Consider the following 20116-nt stretch of genomic DNA (forward strand, 5'->3'; position numbering starts at 1 on the left):
ACAGATTTGGCAACGCCCGCGCGATATTCTCGCCAGCCATTATGAACGCCCGTCCTTGTCGGACTGGCGGCCGTTCCGGACCATGCCGCTCCCACGCGGCCAAACGGCGGCACAGCGTTGGAAGATCGATAGCCGGGCAAACGCCGGCCAGCGATCTCGTGCCAATCGGCTGTGTAAATTGTCATCATACCCTGCCAAGAAACTGTCGCAGGAGCGCCACCCCTTTTCGGTGTCGTCGGCCTGTCACGCGCATCCCGACGACCGGCCCGTCGTGGCACCGGCGGACGCTTGCGACCTCGATGACGCTTTTCGGGCGCATGGTCCTTGGCTCTTTCATTTTCTTCGCCGAAGGGCTGGGCCCGAAGAAGCGCCGGATCTCGTGCAGGAAGTTTTCGCGCGCGCGGCGGGCAGCGAGCAGCGTCACAGCCTCGCCAATCCGGGCGGCTTCCTTCGCCGGATAGCGCAGAACCTGCTGATCGACCGCGCCCGGAGGCAGCGGCGCAACCCCGCGCTTTTCTTTTCCTTTCAGGAGGAAAGCGATGCCGCCAGCCCGCCGCAGCAGGAATGGAATATGGAAGCCGACGACCTTCTCCGGCTCTATGAAGAGGCGGTCGACGCCATGCCACCAAAGACACGCCGGGTGTTTCTGATGCACCGGGTCGACGAACTCAGCTATCGTGAGATACATGAATGCCTCGGCATCAGCATCGCGACGGTGGAATATCATATGATGAGGGCGCTCGGCTTTATCGCAAAGGTGGTGGACGGCGGCCGATGAGTGAGGCGTCTGACGACTATCCGGTCGACACGGTAGCGCACGCCTGGCTCGTGAAGATGCGCGGCGAGAACCCCGATGCGCACCGCGGCGAGTTCGACGCCTGGCTTTCGGCCTCGCCTGATCACAAGGCGGCCTATGAACGGATCGCGAAGAATCTCGCCGCCTCGGCGATCCTGAAATCCTCGCCGCGTCACGGCACTGCGCAAACCGAACAGCGCAGCGGCCGACGCCGGGCCGGGCGACGCTGGCTGTCGGCGGGAGCCGTGATCGCCGCCGCTGCGGTGGTGTTTCTGGCTTTCGGCGCCGGAGGCGCTCCGCTTTCCGGTCCGCTCGGAGACGGTGCGCTCGCGGCGCGCGCGGCCGAGCCGCTGGTCACCCGCCGCGGGGAGATCCGCAGCTTCCGCTTTGCCGATGGTTCCACCGCAGTGCTCGACACCGATAGCCGGCTCGAAGTCTCATTTGCGCAAGCGACACGCCATCTGCGGCTCGCCAAGGGGCGCGTCCGGCTTTCGGTGAGCAAGAATGAACAACCGCTTCGCGTCGAGGCCGGCGACGGCGTGGTCACGGCCGAGGATGCGGCATTCGATATCGGTTTCGAGGAAAATGGCGCGCTCAGCGTAACGATGCTGCGCGGCGAGGCCGATATTCGCTTCGGCGGCGCCCCGGAAACCGGCGCCCGGCACGCCCAAGTCCTGTCATCGGGACGGTCCGTGACCTACGGCCCGCACGGCAAGGAGCAGCCACCAGCCGCATCGCCGACACAGCAAGACAGCCGCGAATGGCCGTCGGGCTGGGCGGACTATCGCTCGGTCCGGCTCGATCAGCTCACTGCCGAAGCCAATCGCTACGCGGCGAAGCCGATCATCATCGACGACGCAGGAACCGCGGGGCTCGAGGCGTCGGGCCGGTTCAGGATCAGCCAGCCCGAGACAGTGGCCGAGCGGCTCGCCCAATTGTTCGATCTGGAGATCAGCAAGCGCGCCGACGGCATCCACCTGCGCCACCGATAATTATTTCATCATTCCCCTAAGGCGGTCGCCGACCCGGCGTCATCGCTCCCCCAAAGGCCGTGTGCCCAAGCACCCGGTCACAACCCAGGGGGAGTATGATGATGTCCGGAAAGTCTCGTTTTTGCTTGTCGCTGATGGCCGGTGTGGCCTGTCTGCATCCCGTTGCCGCGGCGGCTCAGTTGCAGGATCGCCAGAGCTTCGATCTGCCAGCGCAGGATCTCGACGAGGCACTGCGAAAAGTGGCTGCGCAGGCAGGAATCGAACTCTATGCGTCGAGTGCCGATCTCGCAGGCCGGAAGGCCCCAACGCTAGACGGAAACATCACTCCGCGCGAAGCAATCGAGACCCTGCTGCGCGGAACCGGGCTGACCCCGCGCTTCGAGCGCGGTTCGGTCATCATTTTGGGGCGAGCGCAGTCCGAGAGCAGTCCGGCACAAGAAGACATCGTGGTGACCGGCAGCCGTATCGCGGGCGCCCCGTCCGCAGCCCCGGTTGTCCGAGTGACGAGCGAAGATATCCGTAACGCAGGCCAGGCCGATCTCGGCGAAGTTGCGCGCAGCCTCCCGCAGAATTTCGGCGGCGGATTCAACCCCGGCATCGGCAACGGCCAGGGAGCGCCAAACGAGAACGCCAACGTCAACGGCGCCTCGACCTTCAACCTGCGCGGGATCGGTCCCAATGCAACGCTGACTTTGATCAATGGAAATCGCTTCGCCTATACCGGCGTGTCATCGGTGATCGACGTCAGCGCCATCCCTGTTTCCGCTGTCGAGCGGATCGAGATCGTCGCGGATGGGGCCTCGGCCATCTATGGCGCGGACGCCGTCGCGGGCGTGGTGAACATCCTGCTCAAGCGCGACTATGACGGTGCGTCGGCAATGGCGCGCGTCGGCGCATCGACCGATGGCGGCAATGTCCAGCAGCAGTACGGGCTGCTCGGCGGCAAGGCGTGGTCGTCGGGCGGGCTGCTCGCAGCCTATGATTATAGCCGTTCGTCGGCGATCCGCGCGGGGGATCGCGATTATGCGGACGCCGCCAATGCGGAAACGATGCTCTTTCCCGCGACCTGGCGGCACTCGCTGCTCCTGAGTGGACATCAGGCGATCGGTCCGGATGTGACGCTTGCTGCCGACCTTCTTTACAAGAAGAGTCGGCTACACTCGGTTACCGGATACAGCCTGGCGCTCGCCCCCGACCAGTTGGGGCTCGACAATGTCAGTACCTCGGAATCCTTCGGGATCGCCCCAAACATCTCTGCGGAGCTCGGCGGGGACTGGCGCTTCAAGGCGAGCGGCTTCTTCGGCACCGATCGCACGGGCGGCTTCTCCGACCTCTTTTTCGGGGGAAATTTGCTCGCACACATCGACAAACATTTTTTCAACCGCAACCTCGCGCTTGAAGCGGGCTTCCAAGGACCACTGTTCGCCCTGCCGGCGGGCGACGTGCGCATTGCCGTCGGCGGTGGGGCGCGGCGCAATCACTTCTTCGCGGCGTCCCCCACGGGCGATGTCCGGCGGCGGCGTGACAATCTCTTTGCCTATGGCGAACTGCTGGTCCCGGTCACGGCACCCGCGCAAGAGATTGCGGGATTGCACTCGCTCTCGCTCACAGCCGCGCTCCGCTTCGAGGATTATTCGGACGCGCCGAGCATTATGATCCCCAAGCTCAGCGTCGTTTGGGAGCCGGCGGAGATCCTCCGCCTCGGTGCTTCGTGGGGGCGTTCGTTCAAAATGCCGACGCTCTACCAGCAGTATAGCGGCTATTCGGCGATCATGGGACGCGCTGCCCGCTATGGGAACGGTTATCCGGCGAGCGCGAACGTCATCTTCGCGGCGGGCCCCGACAGTCGCCTCGGACCCGAGCGTTCGGAGAATATTACGCTGAGCGCGCAGCTTACTCCTGCGCGCGGCCTCGAATTCTCCGCCACTTGGTACAGGATCGATTACACCGACCGCGTCGCGACGCCGATCCCGTCGCTCGTCGGCGTGCTCGATAATCCGCTCTATGCCGATCTTGTTACGCTAAACCCCGATGCGAACGATCTTGCCGCGATCATTGACGGCGCACTTCTCGGCCTGGAGAATAGTACGGGCCGGCCCTACGACCCTGCGACCATCGTTGCTTTCATCGACGCACGCGACCGCAATATCGCGCGCCAGCGCTATTCGGGCGTCGATCTTTCGATGCGCTACCGCATTGAATTCGATGGTGGGAAAGAGCTTGCGCTCTCGACCGCGGGCAGTTTCCTGAAGAGCCGCCAGCAGATCCTTCCCGGCGCTGCCTGGACGTCGCTCGCCGGCACATTGTTCCGGCCATCGCGCTTTCGCGGGCGTGCCGGAGTTACCTATGGCGGCGACCGTTTCACGCTCGCCGCCTTCGTCAACCATATGAGCGGGCTCGATGACGATCGGCAGGCGGTGCGCATGCGCATTCCCTCCTATACCACGCTCGACCTCACGGCGCGGGTGCGCCTTGGCAAGCGGACCGACGTGTCGCTTGCCGCGCTCAACCTGTTCAATGCGAAGCCGACGGCGATTGTCACCGCCCTGCCCAGCGAGACGCCCTACGATACGACAAATTATTCACCGGCGGGGCGCTTCGTCGGCCTCACCGTGCGGCAGGAGTGGTGAGCATGATCCGCCCTCTTCTGCTCGCAGGGGCGGCACTGCTCGGCGCGGCGCTGCCGACCTCGCCGGCCTCAGCCGCACAGAAAGCCGGCCGCAGCTGGACGATCGACGATCAACTGACGGTCCCCGAGGTACGGGATCTCGCGGTCTCGGCGGATGCGAAGAGCGCGATCTATGTCGTGCGGATCGCCGACCGCCAGAGCGACCGGACGGTCGCGCTGCTGCGATATGTTGATCTGGAAAAGGGCACGACCCGCGAGCTGCAGCGAGCCGCGTGGATCGATCAGCTGAAGCGCATTCCCGGAACGGGGGACTGGAGCGCGCGGCTCGATAAGGGCAATGGCGTCCAGCTCTATCGGATAGGGGCGAGCGGCGCTGTAACCCCGATCGTCGCGCATCCTGCGACTGCAATTTATGGCGATACCGAGGGTGCTGTGCTTCCGGGCTATGGTCATGCGCCGCTTGCTACGGGGGTGCGGGCGCACAGCTGGTCTCCCGATGGGCGCTGGCTCTGGTATGTCGTCCTTGACGCCGCACCGTTCGTCAAAGCGATGCGCTACGACGACGCGGTCACTGCCGAGCGCGCGCAGCGCCGCGCCCCCGGCCGGGCCACTGCCTCGATCTACCTCCGCGATCCTGAGGGCAGGGACATTCTTCTCGCGACGCGTCCGCAAAGCGACCTTCGGACATTTTTCGACAGGAGCTTCGTCCAGTGGGAGAAGGATGAGGTGCGGTTCGATGTGATGGAAACGGACCCCGCCGGAGGGCAGCAGGTTGTGACGATAGGCTGGTCGTTCACATCGGAAAAAATTCGAGTGGTGGATGGCAAAGCCGCTCGCGGTTACTGGCGCCTCCCCGGCCTTCATGGCGGCCGGCTGTCGTCGGAAGGCACCGGCGATACGCGCGAGCTTGTCGAAACCATTCCCGGCGACGAGCGGCGGAGCTTCGGACGCTTTCCCTTTGCGGTGGGCGATGCCCGCGCGGCCGGCGGCTTCCTGTCGCCTGATGGAAGGCGCGCGATTGCGGGGTTCCGCACGATCGACAATCCTCGCTTCGGGCTAGCAATCATCGAAAATGATCGTGTCCGAACGATTAGTAGCGCTCTCAGCCTCAACTATTGCGACTTTACGGTCTCGCTCACCAAAGGCGCCTGCATCGCGCAATCGCAGACGGTGCCGCCATCGGTGGTGCGCGTCGACGTTGCGAGTGGCGGCATAACCCGCGTGGCATCGGTCTCGGCCGATCACGAAGGGATCGCGCCGCTTCGGATCGAACCCCGAACTTGGATCAATCGACATGGTTACAAGGCGACCGGTTATATCGTCTGGCCGCGCGGATACACAAAGGGTCGGCAATATCCGGCGATCGTCATTACGCATGCATCGGACGCGGACGACCGCTTTGCAACGCACGAAAATCAATGGGAATATCCGGCGCAACTGTTCGCCGAACGGGGCTATGTCGTACTGCTCGTCAATAGTCCGACGTCCCGCCAAAACGCCGAAATCGATGCCGCCTATGAAGCCTGGGTCAGCGAGACGAAGGCGGTTTCGCCAGAGAAGCTGAGGCAGCTAATTTGGTTGAACTCGGTCGCGACCTTCGAAGATTCCGTGAAGGAGCTCGTCGATCGAGGGATCGTGAATCCGGCGCGGGTTGGGATCGCAGGTTACAGCTTCGGCTCGCAAATGACGAATGTCACGATCACGAACAGCTCGATGTTCCGCGCGGCATCGAGCGGCGACGGCGGCTATCTCGAACCGGCCTTCTATTTCAACGTGGCAGGTTCTTACGGCACGGTGTTCGGCGGGCCGCCAACCGATCCGGCGGCGCTCGCAAATTATCGCCGGCTCTCTCCGTCGCTTCGTGCAAACGAAGTTTGCGGCGCGGTGCTGCAACAGGTCGCGGCACCGCTCATTCCGTCGATTGATCTTCACGCCGCGCTCCGCAAGGCCGGTGTTCCCGCGCAGCTCAGCCTTTATCCGGGCGAGAACACAGCGACAGATGAAACGCACATCTTCCACATCCCGTCGAACCGCATTCTTGCGATGGAGGAAAATATCGCGTGGTTCGATTATTGGCTCCTCGGCAAGCGCGATCCACAATCGCCTCACGCCGACCGCTACGCGCTATGGGACAAGATGCGTGACGCGGCCCCGCGCAGTTGCAGCGCCAAAACGGCGAACGATGAGAACCGACATTAGCTTTCGACCCGGCCTCCCTCCTCCCACCAGCGCGTCCATGCCTCGGCCGCCGCGAACGTCAGGATCCGGTGATCGCGTCCATCGTCCCGCCAGCCTTCCTTGCTTGCTCGGATAAGCCAGTCGGGGTCGATCAGCCCGGCGCCGACGAGCTTGCCCTCCAGAAGCATTTCGACGGCCATCGTTCCTTGAGCGTCAAACACGCGCCGGACAAACCCGCCGGGACTGCCTTTCGTCCTGCGTTCGAGAATGAGATCGGGAAGGAGATCACGGAACGCCATGCGCGCTACCGCACGATCGCGGCCCCCTCGCACCCAAAACCACGACGGAATCGATAGGCAGAGTTCGAGGACCGGTTGCGACAGCAAAGGGGTGATCTGGGGCGGGCTGATCGCACGGGGATAGAGTTCGATGCTCTTTTGGGCACGGGCCAGCATGGCAACATGCGCTGCCTTGCCCGGGAGCGCGCCCGGCGGCGCCGCGAACCAGGGATGCCGATCTCCTTCCGCCACAGCAGCGGCCCGGCCCGTAGATCCGAGGCCCGTAAGATCGATACGCCTGCGATGCCCGCCCTTCCGTCGCCGAATGCGTTCCCAGCCTGCGCGGACGACGTCGATCATGCCCGAGCCGGTCAAGTCGGCAAGGTCGCGCGCGGTAGCGAACAGTCCCGGGTGAAGTCCCTGTGCAAGAAAACGGTCGGCAAGCGGCGCCGCGCTGCGCAGGGCGCAGAAAACATTGTCGCCGCCATTGCCCGAAAAATATCCGTCGATCGGCCTGTCGCGCGCGAGTCGGCGATGCTCGGCCTGAAGGGCGGGGAAGTAGTGGGCAGCAATGGGCAGCGGCAGGTGGCGCATGACCGGCCTAGTAACGTCGACGGTGCCGAGGTCGAAGATCGGCGCATCAAGCCCGACACCGAGCCTATCGACGAGGGCCTTAGCATAGCGCCGCTCATCCCCATCGGTGCCGGGCTCGACCATGGTCAGACACCGGAACCTTGGTATGCGCGGGCCGAGCGCCGCTGCTACAATCGAGCTGTCGAGCCCGCCCGACACGCCGACTAAGATGTTGTCGAAGCCGGTCGACCAGGCGCCGATGCTGTCCTTGAGCGTGTCACGCAGAGCGACAGCCGCAGCTTCGAACCCGCAGCCCTTAGGCGGGCGAACATGGTCCCATGGGGACCATGCCTGCTCGATCCGGTTCCCGTCAGCCGTTACGACGAGACGCTCGCCGGGAAGCAGTTCCTCGACGCCATCGATGCCTGTCTTTCGGCCGATGAAGTCGATCCCGCCAAACATGCGCGCCAGCGCGCTATAATCGACGGCGACTTGTCCCGGCTCGGCGATGGCCGTCATATCGCTGGCCAGCACGACACCGCTCGCCGCGCGGCGCATATAGCATGGCATCATTCCGGACGGATCACGCATCAAGGAAACTGTTCCGTCATCGCCGATCAGCATGGCAATATAGCCACCCCAATAGCCAGCGAGCAGCGCCAAGCCGCGCGTCTCGGCGATCGATTGCCGTTCGTCCCGATTGAGATCGGTCACGCGGCCCGATGGTATTTCACGCCGGAAGAGCGGCCCGACGATGCAGCCCCTTTCCCCAAGATCGATACACGGCGCCGCACTGCATAACCGCGCAACGGACGAGCTGAAGACCGGACACTCCGTCGCGGTGCTGGCAGGCGACGGCGGAAGACCCGACGGCGCAATGTCGAGGCGGAAGGCAAGTCTCATCGCACCGTCAGCAAGGGCTTGAAATTCCGGACGCGGTCCAGGGGATCGCTGAGTACGACAGAGCCTGCCTGAACCCAGCAATGCGCTGCGAACGGCAGCATCACTCCGATGACGAGATCGACGCCCAGTCCGCGGCGCGCAAGCATCGTTCGCATGGCAAGCCCCCGGACGAGGCATTGGTCGGTCGCATCGCGATAGCGCGATGCCCGGGCAAAGGCGGCGGCAACGAGTCTGCAGGGATCTAGTCCAGTTTCGGGCAGCCCCGTCGGGATAAGGAGAGTGCCAAGCTGCCGGGCTGCGAGGTTGCGGCGAGCGCGCCATTGGGAGGCGACGGCTTCCAAGATAAGCCAAGGGTGCGATGCCCCGGTTGGACCATCGAAGATGCTTTCGGTCGGATCAGGAGCCAGCGATGGTGGGACTGTGGGAACGCCAGCCTCGACCAGATTTCGTTCGACCAGCCAAGCGGTCTGCTCTTCACTCGCCTTGCCCTTCGCAAACGCCTCAAACGCTTCGGCTGCAACATCTTCCAGCAGGAAGTAGCGGCTCGCCGAAAGATCGAGGCAAATTATCCGTGTGCCTATTGCGCAATATCTGAGGTCGGAGCGGAGGCGGTAGGAGGCCATATGAGATATATGCGTGCGTGCGGCACCGAGGCGCCGCACGCCCGGTGCATCAGTCGTCGGTCTGGATGCCGGCGTTGTATGTCCGCTGGAGCGTCGCAAGGTCGATCGGACCTTCGACACCGAGGCCGCGGGTTTCGGTGCGCGCATCGCCCAGATCGACGATACCGTTTTCACGCTTGTCCATGGCTTTTCCTTTCATCATTCGCGACCGAAATGAGTCGCAGTCCGACGCTAAGCCACAGCGAAAAGCTGCTCTATTTTATAATCCGTTTATTTTCTGAACGTGCGATCAGGGTAAAAAGGTGACCGCGCAAAGGAAACGCGCGTCGGGAGCGCATACCGTCACCTTTAGCTTTCGCCTGGACATACGTGACGGAACCCGGTCACACGCCCGTATTGATAAGGCGCCAAGATGTTCTGGTCGAAACCGGAATTGTCGCAATGGAAACTGGCCCCAAATCTGGATGTATTTTTCTGAAATCATTATCGAGGCCGAACCGTGGCTGACGGACCGCGAGCGCCCAGCGAGCGCCTGATCAATGGAGCGCACCCTGCAACAAGGCGGCCATGTGCCCAATGAGTGCGGGCGGAAAGCCGGGGCATGTCGGCTTTCAACGCCCGCAATTTGGAAATGCCGCCGGTTCAGAGTGCGGCGGGGCCCGATACATCAGGTGCCGCGCCCTCAGGAGCCGACCGACAGGCCGGCGGGAAAGAGCGCGCCCGCAGCCCCGCTCCTTCCGGCAAACCTAATCGAAGACGATGACCTTGCGCGCGGCGGGATCAAATGTCTCGATCACGACCGCTTCATCCTCGACGGCTGGCGACGAGCGTTCGAGGAGTTCAACCTTGGCCGAAAGCACTTCGGCGTAGGCTGCGGGGCAACAAAGGATGAACTCAGTGCCGTTTCCATAAATGCTGCCCCAGTTGACATAGATGGTGCTCCATCCATGCCGCCGTTCCCATTCGATCTGTCGGGGTTCGCCTCGTTCGGTTCGTCCGGGATAGGGTTCTGTCGACAATATATGGACCCGCGCTTCGGGATCGAACCAGCAATGATCATGATCCGCGACGGGCGGACGACTGTCATACTCGTGCGTCGGATAGCATCTGCGGGCGCTTGAGGGTTTGAGACCGGTTGCGTCCATGAACTGCAGCGCACGGGCGATCCGGCCAATATACCATTGGATTTCATTGGCGTGGCGCTGCTGGCCCGTCCGCTCCAGAAAGACCGAGTCCTCGATCTTGCAGGCGCCCAGATAGCCCGTCAGATGGTGACGCCGTACCAGCTCGGTCAGTGGCGCACGCAATTTGAGATCAATGTGCGCGGTGCCGCTTTCCCTTGTTTCATATCCCCACCAGTTCTGACGAACCATGACATTGTGGAGCGTGGATCGGCTTGGAAGTTTCCGTTTCGCATCGACATAGCCTTGGAACCCGCCTGCACATGCCGCGAGGTCGAGCGCATCGTGCCGAGGGACCGATTGCTCCGCCTGGATTTGCTTGGCGAGCGATTTCAACCCGGCGAGGGTGGAATATTGAAACATCATCGCAGGTCTCCGTGGGCTTCGGACCGGCGTCGCCTGCTACCGCCCCCAAAGCCACGAAATGCGATGGGTCAGTGATCAAAACAGTGCCATTATGGCTTCGCAAATGCAGACGGCAGGCCCCTGTTGAAGGCCTGCGAGAAATCTGGCGCAGCGCCAATGACAAGTCAATCGGCAAGAAGGCGGGCAGCGAGCTTGAGCCCTCTTGCGTCGAGCGGGCCTCCCCTGCACGGCTCTGAAGTCGCAACGCGCCCAGAGACGGAGAGTATGGGATGAAGAGATTTCTGCGGCGGCTCTTTGGAACGGAAACCCAAAGCGAGCTGCCCACGCGCCCAAAGATAACAGGTCTTCGCATGCAGAAGTTCGGGCACGACCTCGTTCGGATCGAGTCGATCGGGTTTTTCGGTCATCATGCCGCATCCCCCAATGGAGATTTTCACCTGATTTGGGCGGATCGAAATCGTGAAGGTACGGTCGGCGGATACCGCCGCGAAGGCCATGGTTCCTGGTCCCTGCTTCACGGCGATGAAATTGTCGCAACGGGACAGCTCGAGCGTCCCGCGGATGGAAAGACCGCGAACAATGGCAGCTTCATCATCCACGACCGCTTGTTCGGCGATGGCCTCAAGGGTCGGTTCGTAGCCTTCGGGGCCGACGGCGCAAAGCTGGTCGAAAAGGAACTGAGCGCCAATCTGATAAGCAACGGCCTGTCGGACGATGGACGCATCGCTATTTGTCAGACCGCAAATGCCCCCGGCAGCACCGACAGTTGCCGCTACATTCTTTTCGATCTCGAACTGGGGGATGAAATCGCTCGCTGGGAGGTCGAGACAGGTTGGGCGGACGGTTATGAGTTCGATACGACCAGTCGCCACGTCTACTTGTTACGGACGAACGCCTGCCGTGTCGGCTATGACTTCGACGGGGCTATGCTCGACCGCAAGAGCTGGCAGATCGAGCGCATCGGCGCTGGCGATCTTCATGTCATTCGTATGGTCCTCGCGTCAGAAAAGCCAATGGATCGCGGGATGCGAGAGGCACTTTTGGCCGGCTTGCATGTCGCGGCGCAAGGTTCTGAGCGCACGCTGCAAGCGCATGCTTTGCGGCTCTTGGGCGAATGGTACGAAAAGGAAGGCGCGATCCGGGAGGCGGTGGACGCTTATGAGAAGGCGTTGAGCATCGATGCCCGAATCGGCGTTGCTCGAAAGCTCGAAAAGCTTCGAAAATCTCTGCCATAATCTTGAAAATGGCGCCCCGTGCAGGATAAACATAACGAATATGTGTCGCCGTTTGCACTACCTTAGAGCGGGCGGACGCCGCCGACGCCAGCCTGGCGCCGTCTCCCACAGCCATTGGCGCTACTGCTTAGGCGAGATATCTGGCCGCTAGGGACCTAATGTTCGGGGGGCGAAGCTACGGTTGAATCGATCGATGTTCAATCGCGTAGGTTGATCGCTGCCATTCCAGCGGAGCGCAGATCTGCCCGATGCGAGCACGTCACTGGCTTCGGGTAACTTGAGCCGGGTGATCGACTGACCGCTGCCATGCTGCGGCAACGAGGTAGATCCCTGCCGCAATCATAGGCACCGTGAGCCACTGACCCATGTGAAGCCCTGTTCTGGCTGCGAAGCCGACAAGCTGGGCATCGGGTTCTCGGAAGAACTCGACCGTAAATCGGGCCAGACCATAGCCGATGAGAAACACCCCGACGAGCATCCCCGGCTTGCGCCGCGCGTCGGTGAACCAGAACAGGAAGGCGAGCACGGCGAACAGGACCAACCCTTCCAGCCCGGCTTCGTAAAGCTGGCTGGGATGGCGGGCGAGACCATCATGGCTTCCGGGGAACACAATCGCCCAGGGCACATCGGTGGGCTTTCCCCAAAGCTCGCCATTCACGAAATTGGCGAGACGACCGAAGAACAGGCCGATCGGCACGGTGCAGGCGACATAATCATGGACCCGCAGCCATTCGAGGCCGTGTCGTCGCGCGAACAGGATCAGCGCGAGCGAGACGCCGGCGGCACCCCCGTGGAACGACATGCCGCCATCCCACAGCTTGAGGATTTGCAGGGGGTGGAGGATCATCTCGGGACCGTAGAAGATTACATAGCCAAGGCGGCCACCCAGGATGACGCCGAGCGTCGCATAGAATACGAGATCATCAGCCTGCTGGCGGTTCATCGGGGCCGCGGGTTGGGCCAGCAGCCGCAACAGATACCACCATCCGGCAATAATGCCGGCGATATAGGCGAGCGAGTACCAGCGGATGTCTAGCGGGCCTATGGAGATGGCAATCGGGCTCAATCCGAGGCTGGCAAATGCGATATGGCTATCCAAGGATTGTATCCTGCCAGCGAGGACGGGTGCTCGAGCGCGCCATGGGATTACTCCGGTGCGATTGAAGCGCCGGCATCCTTGAGCGCCGCGAACCCGCCGGGGACGTGGGCGACATTCTCCACGCCCATATCCTTGAGTGATTTTGCGGCAAGCGCTGAGCGGGCGCCGGACCCACAATAGAGCACCAACCGCGATCCGGCGGCGAGTTTGGGATTGTGGGTGGGGCTTTGAGGATCGACCTGGAATTCCAGAAGGCCGCGCGGGACATGTACCGCACCAGACACCAGCCCTGACTTCGCGACTTCACCTGGCTCGCGGATGTCAACGAACCGTACCTCGGGATTGCCGACAAGTTTGGCTGCATCCTCAGGCGCGATAGTTTCGACAAGGGCATTCGCTTCAGAAACGAGCTGCTTCGAGGTGCGTGTTGGCATCGACTTTCTCCTGTAAATGAACCTGTAGCGGATCGCTCAGCCCTGCTCGGACTTGCCGCCTATTTGGCGTAGCCGCTCCGGCAAATCTGTTGGGCAATCACCGCAAAGCTTGTTTGCCGGAACGGCAACGTCGATCTTCTTCGGGTAGGGAAGATCGAGAGCCGCCATGATCGCGACAAATTCCTGAACGGTCTTGCCGGCAAGGCGCGGGTTTCGCTCACGCTCCTGCGCCACTGTCGTGATGTGGCGATGATTGTAGTCGTGAGCGGGGAAGATCAGACCGTCGCCCGGCAGCGTGAAAATCTTCTGCGTGACCGAGTGATAGAGCGTGGCGGCGTCACCGTTCTGGAAATCGGTCCGCCCACAGCCGTCGATCAGCAGGGCGTCGCCGGTGAAGGCGCGAAGACCATCGGGCTGATCGACCAGGTAGGTATGGTGGGCATCGGTGTGCCCCGGCGTAAACAGCGGCTGAAGCTTGAGCGCGCCGACGGTCAGGGGCTGGTCCTCGGCGACGCCGACGTCAGCACACGGAAGGCTGTCCATGGCGGGGTACGCGATCTTGGAGCCGGTAAGGCTGCGCAGATAGCAGGCCGAGGTGACATGGTCCGCATGCACATGCGTCTCCAACGTATAGGCCAGTTCGAGATCCAGTTCCTGAAGTGCGGCAAGGTCGCGTTCGATCGTTTCGAGGACAGGATCGATGAGGACGGCTTTGCGCGTTTCCGGGCAGCCGAGGAGGTAGGTGTATGTCGAGGACTCGGGTTCGAACAACTGACGAAAGATCATGATCGGCCTCCAATGGTGCTTAGCTGCCGATCCCGCCCAGGCTGCGGAACAGCATGTAGGCGGCCACGGCCAGCAGGACGAAAGCGAAGATGCGGGTGAGCAGGCCCTTATGATCGGCGAGCCGGATGGCCGTTTGCATGCCGGCCATGCCGCCAGCGACCCCGCCAGCGATGAAGAAGCCGGCCACGCGCCAGTCCACGAGGCCTGACAGGGCATAGTTGAAGGCTGTCGCCGAGCCGAACGCTCCCACCGAAAACAGCGACGATCCGACCGCGTTGAGGATGGGCATGCCGCTGCCGAGCATGATGCCGGGCACAATCAGGAAGCCGCCGCCGATGCCGAAGAACCCTGACAGCAGGCCGGCGAGAAGGCCGATCACCACGAGCCGGACAGCGATTGGCCGCGTGATCCGCACGTCCGGATCGCCGCCGCCCGACTTGCCCCGCAGCATCGAAACCCCGACCACGATCATCACGCCCGCAAACAGCACCAGGAGGTGCTGACCCGCCACCATCTTGCCCAGGGTGGAGCCGACCAGAGCGCCGACGACACCCGATGCCCCGAAGACGAGGGCACAGGGCCACTTCACGGTTCCGGCCCGGGCGTGTTGGATCAGGTTGGCGAAGGCGTTGGCAGCGACCGCCAGCGCGCTCGTACCGATCGCGACGTGCGGGTCCTTCATGCCCACGACATACAGCAGCAATGGTAGGGCCAGGATCGAGCCGCCGCCGCCGATCACCCCGAGGGTGAAGCCAACGAGGACACCGGATATGAGCGTGAGGATGTCGACCAGTGTCATAGTGCAGCTCCGGCCCTAGCCGCACGATAGTGTTCCTGAATGGCGAAGAGGCCCATGCCCACCAGCATCGCCACGATGAACACCAGCGCCGCCGGCGCCCCGAGGCTCAAAGCAACGAGGGCTGGGCCAGGGCAATAGCCGACGAGGCCCCATCCAACGCCGAACAAAGCCGCGCCGGAGAGAAGCTTCTTGTCCAGGGACCGGGACGATGGCCCATTAAACGTGGCTGCGAAAAGCGGAGCCTCGCGCCTTCGGCCGAGTGCAAATCCCAAGGCGGAAACGATGACGGCTGAGGCCAGTACCAGGGCCAGGCTCGGGTCCCACGACGGCGCGGCGACATCAAGAAACGCCAGCACCTTGCCTGGGCTAATCATGGCGGAAACGATCAGGCCGAAGCCGAAAATGAGCCCCGAGGCCAGCGCAATGAGCAGCTTCCTCATTGTCTCAAAGCTCCACGACGTGCCGGGCAACGTACACAGTCGCAGCCGCCGTGATGAGGAAGACGCCGGTCGCGGCAAGCGAGCGGGGCGAAAGCCTCGCTATCCCGCAGACACCATGCCCGCTGGTGCAACCACTCCCAAGCCGAGTCCCAAATCCCACCAGAAGGCCGGCTGCGATCACGCCGGCGACTGGGGCCGGCGACGTGAGGTCCGGCAGCACGCCGCCCGCCGCCCGGTAAAGCAAGGGCGCAGCGAGCAGGCCGACCAGGAACATTCCGCGCCACGCCACATCGCCGCGGACGGGCGCAAGCACGCCCCCGACGATGCCACTGACTCCAGCAATGCGCCCGTTGGCGATCCACAGGAGGGATGCCGAGAGGCCGATGAGCGCGCCGCCCACGATGGCCGAAAATGGGGTGAACCCCTCCATCGTCAGGATTCTCCTTGTTCAGGATCGGCGCCAGCACAAAAGAGTGCGTAGAGTTCCGTCAGGATCGGCAGCACGCGTTCGGACGTGATGCGGTAGAAGATCGTTGTTTTCTCCCGCCGCGTGCCGACCAGGCCCTCGTCGCGCAGCGTGGCAAGGTGGCGGGACAAATTGGATTGTGTCAGCCCGAGGCGTTCGCCCAGTTCGGTTACCGACAGCTCCCCGCCGAGCAAGCTGCACAGGATCATCAGACGGTGCCGGCTCGCCAGCGAACGGAGGAACGCTTCCGCTTCGCCGGCCTTTTCCTCCAGAAGTTCTGGGGACATCTTAACGAGAGAAGGTCGCACGATTGCTCCAGACATCTTATATGCAACATATATGATGGATGAGCGTTCGATCAAGCCAGCTTAGGAGATTTCCCGTGCGCTACTATTTCGCCAGACTATCGCGGCATCCTTCGAGGAAAGTGGTCCTGCGCGCTATTGAAGCGCTAGAGCGTGGGCGACCAATGCCGATCGACAAGGCTGCCGGTGGCGCTTCCAAGCTGCGCTGCGCGCAGGGCCAGATTTAGATGCTCGATCGACGTTCACTGTTGGCCGGCGGAGCGGCACTGTTCGCCACCGCCGCTTGCTCGCGCTCCACGTCTTCCCTCGGCGGGGGCGGTGCAAACCCCCTCCCGATACCACCGCTCTTGGATGCGCAGCCTGGACGATCATTCGCGCTACAGGTCCAGTCCGGAACGACTTCATTCTATCCGGGCCGTCCGAGCGACACGCTAGGGTATAACGGCAGCTATCTCGGACCGACGATCAGAGTGCGTCGCGGCGACGATGTGGCGGTTGCCGTGACCAACCGGCTCAAGGCGGACACGACTGTGCACTGGCACGGGCTTCTGATCCCTGGAGAGCTGGATGGCGGCCCCCATCAGATCATCGCGCCGGGCGCGACCTGGCGACCGACGCTTCCGATCCGGCAGCCGGCAGCGACCCTCCTTTATCACTCACACGTCCATGGGTTGACGGCCGAGCAAGTCTATTCAGGTCTGGCAGGGGCGTTGCTGATAACCGATGACGAAGAGCAGGGCTTGGGCCTCCCGTCAGAATATGGCGTGGACGACCTGCCCCTGCTCATCCAGGATCGCCAATTCGAAAATGGTCGCCTCGTCATGCCAGGCGGCATGATGGTCGCCATGCAGGGCCGGCGCGGCGACACGACCCTTGTGAACGGAGCGGTAAACCCGCTGGCGGCAGTGCCAAACCGGTTGGTTCGCCTGCGGCTCGTCAACGCATCGAATGCCCGGATCTATGAGCTGTCGTTTTCCGATCAACGAAGCTTTTACTGGATCGGAACCGAAGGGGGGCTGCTCGAACGAGCAGTGGCATTGGAATCCATAACCTTGGCGCCGGGCCAGCGCGGCGAGCTTCTCGTGGACTTCACGGACGGCAGGCCCGCCTCGCTGGTAACGGCGGCTGATACCAACAGCGCGATGATGGGCGGCATGGGCATGATGGGGCGTGGCGCCGGGAGGACCGATGCCGCGGCGCCAGCGACCGTGCTGCGGTTTGAGCCGCGGCCGTCGGGACAGGCTCGTGCCAGCGGCGCCGTGCCGACCCTTCTGGCATCACGAACTCGGCCCGATGCCAGCAAGGCGGTGCGCCGTCGCCGACTGATCCTCAACATGGGCATGGGCGGCATGATGGGCTCAGGAAACGGCGGTGGCGGCCTGACGATCAACGGCAAGCCATTCGACATTAATCGCATCGATGAGACGGTGAAGCTAGGCTCCACCGAAATATGGGAGGTGTCTGGCGAAATGATGCGCCACCCGATCCATATTCACGGCGTCCACTTTGATGTTCTCACCCGTGGGGGCGGTCAGCCTGACGTTCTCGACCAGGGGCCGCGCGACACTGTCGTCGTCAAGGAGCCGGTGGAGCTTCTCATCCGATTTGATCAGCCGGCCAAGAGCGCTCCTTTCATGTATCACTGCCATATCCTTGAACATGAGGATAATGGAATGATGGGCCAGTTCAGTGTTGCGTAGGCGGAGGCTCCCACTTCTGAAGAGTTTATGCAGCGTCTACCGTTCAACAGGAGAGCAACGTTGCCAAAAGAGCTTTTGCCGTATTTCTAATCGCGGTAACGATGCTGATGGGCGGCACCTCGCTAGCGGCAGGCCGATGACTGCCGCACATACAGGATCGCCTTGCGCTCGAGATGCTGAGCCCCGATCTTCTCAAAGATCATCGCGCATCTCCTGCAGCTCCGCGACGGGGCCGCCGTCGGCATGGGCGAGAAGCAGGCGCACGATCAATGGCGTCAGCGTCTGCCGCGTCGGCGCGGGCAGAGTCTGCCAACGCGGTGTCTGCGCGATCCCGGAACCGTGGGGCCTGGAGAACAGATCGAACTGAAACGTCATGGACTTGCGCGGCATGGAGACCTCCCCGATGTAAGTCGTGAGAGCCCGATGCTGCGCCTGAAACCAATGAAGCCGAAACCGGCCGCGTCGCCTGCAGCAGCTTCACCAAGGCAACCAGCGCGCCAATATTGACGCGGGGAGCGTGGTCGACACGCATCATGCTGCAAACCGCGCGGTCGAACATCCAGGCTGGGATCTCGAGCCAGCGATCGGCCGCCGATCCTGCGATGCTGCAACGGAAAACGCCGCACCCCGCGCGCTCGACTACTTCATGAATGTAAACCTGAAGCCCGGTCCAGGGATGCCACTGATAAAGAACTTCGCGAACGTCGGTCCTATGGGCGTTCCGTCGTCTCGTTGTACAACACCGTGCGTCCCCACAGCAGCCTCGGCGGCATGGCACCCGCCGAGTTCACCAACCGCCCCCGTCAGGGGAATGAGGACACCGAAGCTAACTTATCAGCGGCCTGAAAACGGGGAGCACGTCATTCGCGGTCCGATATGCTGAATCAAGAAGCTCGACGGTCACCGACCAGGGGCTTAGGTCTTGGTTCAGCGAATGGGGATCACACTGACAATATGGCCACGCAACCCGACCAAATTACTACCGGAGAGGATCACGGTGGCCTCGTTCGTCGTCTTATTGCCCGTTGGCGTGACGATCCTGGCGCAACCTACCGAAGCTGGTTTCTGTGGGACGAACGGTTGAAAAACTTCCGCTCGATCCGGCGTGGTATTGGCCAGGTCGTTGGTGAGATCGAGCGCGGCACGTTCGGCGTCGCCTACCGGGGATCGTCGCTCGAAACGGTCGTTCATTCCGTCGCAGAGCAGCGTCAAATTTTCAAAGGCGCCGACCACGCCTTTCTCTGGAAACCGAAGCTCCGCATACCCGATATCTACGAAAACCCGGAGAACCAGCGGGCGTTCGGTCACTTGCTCGACGCCTGTTCGTGTTGCGACACGGCCGAGGAAATTATTGGCCATATCCACACGATCGATCGCTTGAAGATCAAGGGGCTCGGGCCAGCGGTCGCCAACCTGCTCTATTTTCTTCACCCGACGCTGGTGCCGCCCTTCAACACCGCGATCGTCAAAGGCTACAACGCGCTGACCGGCGCGAAGGTGAAGCTCGGGAGCTGGGAGCATTTTCTGGCGATGCGGTCGGGTGTACTCGACTTGAACGATCGCCACCGCGACCTGCTATCGAACGACCTGGGTGCGATTGGCGGCTTGCTGTTCGACATCGGCTTCGATCGCTACCCGGCCCCTCCTCTCGATGTTAGCGGCGAGGCGCTGGCAAGTTGGGGACAACGGCTTGAGACGGCGCGCGAGGAGGCGCGCACGCTCAGCAAGGCGGCGCTACGCGAAGGCGAGAACGAGCGCACCCATACTGAAATCCAAGCATGGCTTCGCGATCTAGGACTCGCGCTCGGCTATGACGTGTGGATCGCATCGAACGACCGCAGCCGTGCCTTCAATGGATCGCCGTTGGGACATGGGTGCCTTGAGCGCCTGCCCGCCTCCATCGCAACCTCCAAGGGGGCGGATTCCATCCGTCTAATCGACGTGCTGTGGCTTGAGCGCGGCGGCGATCACGTCGCGGCAGCGTTCGAGGTCGAGCATTCGACGTCGATCTACTCGGGCATTGTGCGCATGCTCGACTTGGCGCTGAGCGGCAGCGACCTCCACGCGACCGCAGGGCTGTTTCTGGTCGCACCCGACGCCCGCGAGGCGGATGTCCGCGCGCAGTTACAGCGTCCCGCGTTCAGCCGCGTCGCCGATCTCGACATATCGTATCTTCCCTACGGCGAGCTGGAGAGAAACCGCGAGGCCATCGCCCGGTTCGGCTCGGGGCTGAAAGCGATCAAAGCCATCTCCAGCAAGCTGGCTTGATCGATTGAGGTAAGGGGTACGCGCGCGCGCCGCGTATTTTCAAATGGGCGGGGGCTCAGCTGGAG

Annotated in this window: 19 protein-coding genes; 7 read left to right on the forward strand and 12 right to left on the reverse strand. The window is 62.7% G+C overall.

All coding sequences use genetic code 11. The annotated features are described in order from the left end of the window. Positions 1–55: 55 nt before the first annotated feature. The 4 genes from AC3WS4_RS24895 to AC3WS4_RS24910 all read left to right on the forward strand — a co-directional run bounded on the left by AC3WS4_RS24895 (position 56) and on the right by AC3WS4_RS24910 (position 6616). Positions 56–778, forward strand: a complete 723-nt coding sequence (locus AC3WS4_RS24895; protein ID WP_444808515.1) for an RNA polymerase sigma factor — start codon at positions 56–58, stop codon at positions 776–778. Then, on the forward strand, positions 775–1788 hold the full coding sequence (locus tag AC3WS4_RS24900) for a FecR family protein (RefSeq protein ID WP_058818187.1): 1014 nt from the start codon (positions 775–777) through the stop codon (positions 1786–1788). The genes AC3WS4_RS24895 and AC3WS4_RS24900 overlap by 4 nt, the downstream gene beginning before the upstream one ends. Before the next feature lie 134 nt (positions 1789–1922). Next, positions 1923–4418, forward strand: coding sequence for a TonB-dependent receptor (locus tag AC3WS4_RS24905; RefSeq protein WP_231728230.1), 2496 nt, complete (start codon positions 1923–1925; stop codon positions 4416–4418). 176 nt (positions 4419–4594) lie between these two features. Continuing rightward, positions 4595–6616 (forward strand): prolyl oligopeptidase family serine peptidase, encoded by a 2022-nt coding sequence (locus AC3WS4_RS24910; protein ID WP_492743052.1) that lies wholly within the window; start codon positions 4595–4597, stop codon positions 6614–6616. Here AC3WS4_RS24910 and AC3WS4_RS24915 read toward each other — a convergent pair. The 4 genes from AC3WS4_RS24915 to AC3WS4_RS24930 form a co-directional block, all read right to left on the reverse strand. Continuing rightward, positions 6613–8160, reverse strand: coding sequence for an asparagine synthase-related protein (locus AC3WS4_RS24915; protein ID WP_058818189.1), 1548 nt, complete (start codon positions 8158–8160; stop codon positions 6613–6615). The two genes, AC3WS4_RS24910 and AC3WS4_RS24915, sit on opposite strands and share 4 nt — an antisense overlap. Positions 8161–8345: 185 nt before the next feature. Further along, entirely contained in the window at positions 8346–8972 is a 627-nt protein-coding gene (locus tag AC3WS4_RS24920; RefSeq protein WP_058818190.1) for a lasso peptide biosynthesis B2 protein, read from the reverse strand. Positions 8973–9021: 49 nt separating this feature from the next. Then, complete coding sequence (locus tag AC3WS4_RS24925) at positions 9022–9156, reverse strand: hypothetical protein (protein WP_269433469.1); 135 nt, start codon at positions 9154–9156, stop codon at positions 9022–9024. Positions 9157–9718: 562 nt separating this feature from the next. Next, positions 9719–10519: a hypothetical protein gene (locus tag AC3WS4_RS24930; protein WP_058818191.1), complete on the reverse strand. Its 801-nt coding sequence runs from the start codon at positions 10517–10519 to the stop codon at positions 9719–9721. 269 nt (positions 10520–10788) lie between these two features. Here AC3WS4_RS24930 and AC3WS4_RS24935 point away from each other — a divergent pair, with 269 nt between their 5' ends. Further along, positions 10789–11754 (forward strand): tetratricopeptide repeat protein, encoded by a 966-nt coding sequence (locus AC3WS4_RS24935; protein ID WP_058818192.1) that lies wholly within the window; start codon positions 10789–10791, stop codon positions 11752–11754. Positions 11755–12013: 259 nt separating this feature from the next. Here AC3WS4_RS24935 and lgt read toward each other — a convergent pair whose 3' ends face one another. Genes lgt through AC3WS4_RS24970 form a run of 7 tightly spaced genes read right to left on the reverse strand, consistent with a single transcriptional unit; the run spans position 12014 to position 16065 of the window. Further along, the gene (gene lgt / locus AC3WS4_RS24940) at positions 12014–12853 is read right to left on the reverse strand and encodes a prolipoprotein diacylglyceryl transferase (RefSeq protein ID WP_082395462.1); all 840 of its coding nucleotides are present in this window, start codon (positions 12851–12853) and stop codon (positions 12014–12016) included. Between the two features lie 47 nt (positions 12854–12900). Beyond that, positions 12901–13287, reverse strand: coding sequence for a rhodanese-like domain-containing protein (locus AC3WS4_RS24945; RefSeq protein WP_054725933.1), 387 nt, complete (start codon positions 13285–13287; stop codon positions 12901–12903). Positions 13288–13323: 36 nt separating this feature from the next. Continuing rightward, positions 13324–14073 carry an MBL fold metallo-hydrolase gene (locus AC3WS4_RS24950; protein WP_054725930.1) on the reverse strand — a complete coding sequence of 250 codons (750 nt, stop codon included), beginning with the start codon at positions 14071–14073 and terminating at the stop codon, positions 13324–13326. A 19-nt stretch (positions 14074–14092) separates the two neighbouring features. Further along, entirely contained in the window at positions 14093–14872 is a 780-nt protein-coding gene (locus tag AC3WS4_RS24955) for a sulfite exporter TauE/SafE family protein (RefSeq protein ID WP_089216930.1), read from the reverse strand. Next, positions 14869–15312: a DUF6691 family protein gene (locus AC3WS4_RS24960; RefSeq protein WP_054725928.1), complete on the reverse strand. Its 444-nt coding sequence runs from the start codon at positions 15310–15312 to the stop codon at positions 14869–14871. The genes AC3WS4_RS24955 and AC3WS4_RS24960 overlap by 4 nt, the downstream gene beginning before the upstream one ends. 4 nt (positions 15313–15316) lie before the next feature. Next, positions 15317–15742, reverse strand: coding sequence for a YeeE/YedE family protein (locus tag AC3WS4_RS24965; protein WP_054725925.1), 426 nt, complete (start codon positions 15740–15742; stop codon positions 15317–15319). A 2-nt stretch (positions 15743–15744) separates the two neighbouring features. Beyond that, a complete protein-coding gene (locus AC3WS4_RS24970) occupies positions 15745–16065 on the reverse strand; it encodes an ArsR/SmtB family transcription factor (protein WP_037530392.1) in 321 nt (106 codons plus the stop codon). Positions 16066–16310: 245 nt separating this feature from the next. On the opposite strand from AC3WS4_RS24970, the gene AC3WS4_RS24975 reads away from it, so the two are divergent. Then, a complete protein-coding gene (locus tag AC3WS4_RS24975; protein ID WP_058818194.1) occupies positions 16311–17783 on the forward strand; it encodes a multicopper oxidase family protein in 1473 nt (490 codons plus the stop codon). A gap of 192 nt (positions 17784–17975) precedes the next feature. On the opposite strand, the gene AC3WS4_RS24980 is transcribed toward AC3WS4_RS24975, so the two are convergent. Continuing rightward, positions 17976–18173, reverse strand: a complete 198-nt coding sequence (locus AC3WS4_RS24980; RefSeq protein WP_058818195.1) for a hypothetical protein — start codon at positions 18171–18173, stop codon at positions 17976–17978. A 564-nt stretch (positions 18174–18737) separates the two neighbouring features. Between AC3WS4_RS24980 and AC3WS4_RS24985 the strand changes: the two genes are divergently transcribed. Next, positions 18738–20051: a type II restriction enzyme NmeDI-related protein gene (locus AC3WS4_RS24985; RefSeq protein WP_058818196.1), complete on the forward strand. Its 1314-nt coding sequence runs from the start codon at positions 18738–18740 to the stop codon at positions 20049–20051. The last annotated feature ends 65 nt before the right edge of the window (positions 20052–20116 follow it).

It is taken from the genome of Sphingopyxis sp. EU05-FHT14B03, assembly GCF_058790875.1.

What these genes read in the sequence shown, in the direction of transcription:
- AC3WS4_RS24985 (WP_058818196.1), top strand. Translation starts at nt 18,738, where the DNA reads ATGGCCACGCAACCCGACCAAATTACTACCGGAGAGGATCACGGTGGC.
- AC3WS4_RS24905 (WP_231728230.1), top strand. Translation starts at nt 1,923, where the DNA reads ATGGCCGGTGTGGCCTGTCTGCATCCCGTTGCCGCGGCGGCTCAGTTG.
- AC3WS4_RS24920 (WP_058818190.1), bottom strand. Translation starts at nt 8,972, where the DNA reads ATGGCCTCCTACCGCCTCCGCTCCGACCTCAGATATTGCGCAATAGGC.
- AC3WS4_RS24935 (WP_058818192.1), top strand. Translation starts at nt 10,789, where the DNA reads ATGAAGAGATTTCTGCGGCGGCTCTTTGGAACGGAAACCCAAAGCGAG.
- AC3WS4_RS24975 (WP_058818194.1), top strand. Translation starts at nt 16,311, where the DNA reads ATGCTCGATCGACGTTCACTGTTGGCCGGCGGAGCGGCACTGTTCGCC.
- AC3WS4_RS24900 (WP_058818187.1), top strand. Translation starts at nt 775, where the DNA reads ATGAGTGAGGCGTCTGACGACTATCCGGTCGACACGGTAGCGCACGCC.
- AC3WS4_RS24980 (WP_058818195.1), bottom strand. Translation starts at nt 18,173, where the DNA reads ATGCCGCGCAAGTCCATGACGTTTCAGTTCGATCTGTTCTCCAGGCCC.
- AC3WS4_RS24930 (WP_058818191.1), bottom strand. Translation starts at nt 10,519, where the DNA reads ATGATGTTTCAATATTCCACCCTCGCCGGGTTGAAATCGCTCGCCAAG.
- AC3WS4_RS24925 (WP_269433469.1), bottom strand. Translation starts at nt 9,156, where the DNA reads ATGGACAAGCGTGAAAACGGTATCGTCGATCTGGGCGATGCGCGCACC.
- AC3WS4_RS24965 (WP_054725925.1), bottom strand. Translation starts at nt 15,742, where the DNA reads ATGGAGGGGTTCACCCCATTTTCGGCCATCGTGGGCGGCGCGCTCATC.
- AC3WS4_RS24960 (WP_054725928.1), bottom strand. Translation starts at nt 15,312, where the DNA reads ATGAGGAAGCTGCTCATTGCGCTGGCCTCGGGGCTCATTTTCGGCTTC.
- AC3WS4_RS24955 (WP_089216930.1), bottom strand. Translation starts at nt 14,872, where the DNA reads ATGACACTGGTCGACATCCTCACGCTCATATCCGGTGTCCTCGTTGGC.
- AC3WS4_RS24970 (WP_037530392.1), bottom strand. Translation starts at nt 16,065, where the DNA reads ATGTCCCCAGAACTTCTGGAGGAAAAGGCCGGCGAAGCGGAAGCGTTC.
- AC3WS4_RS24945 (WP_054725933.1), bottom strand. Translation starts at nt 13,287, where the DNA reads ATGCCAACACGCACCTCGAAGCAGCTCGTTTCTGAAGCGAATGCCCTT.
- AC3WS4_RS24950 (WP_054725930.1), bottom strand. Translation starts at nt 14,073, where the DNA reads ATGATCTTTCGTCAGTTGTTCGAACCCGAGTCCTCGACATACACCTAC.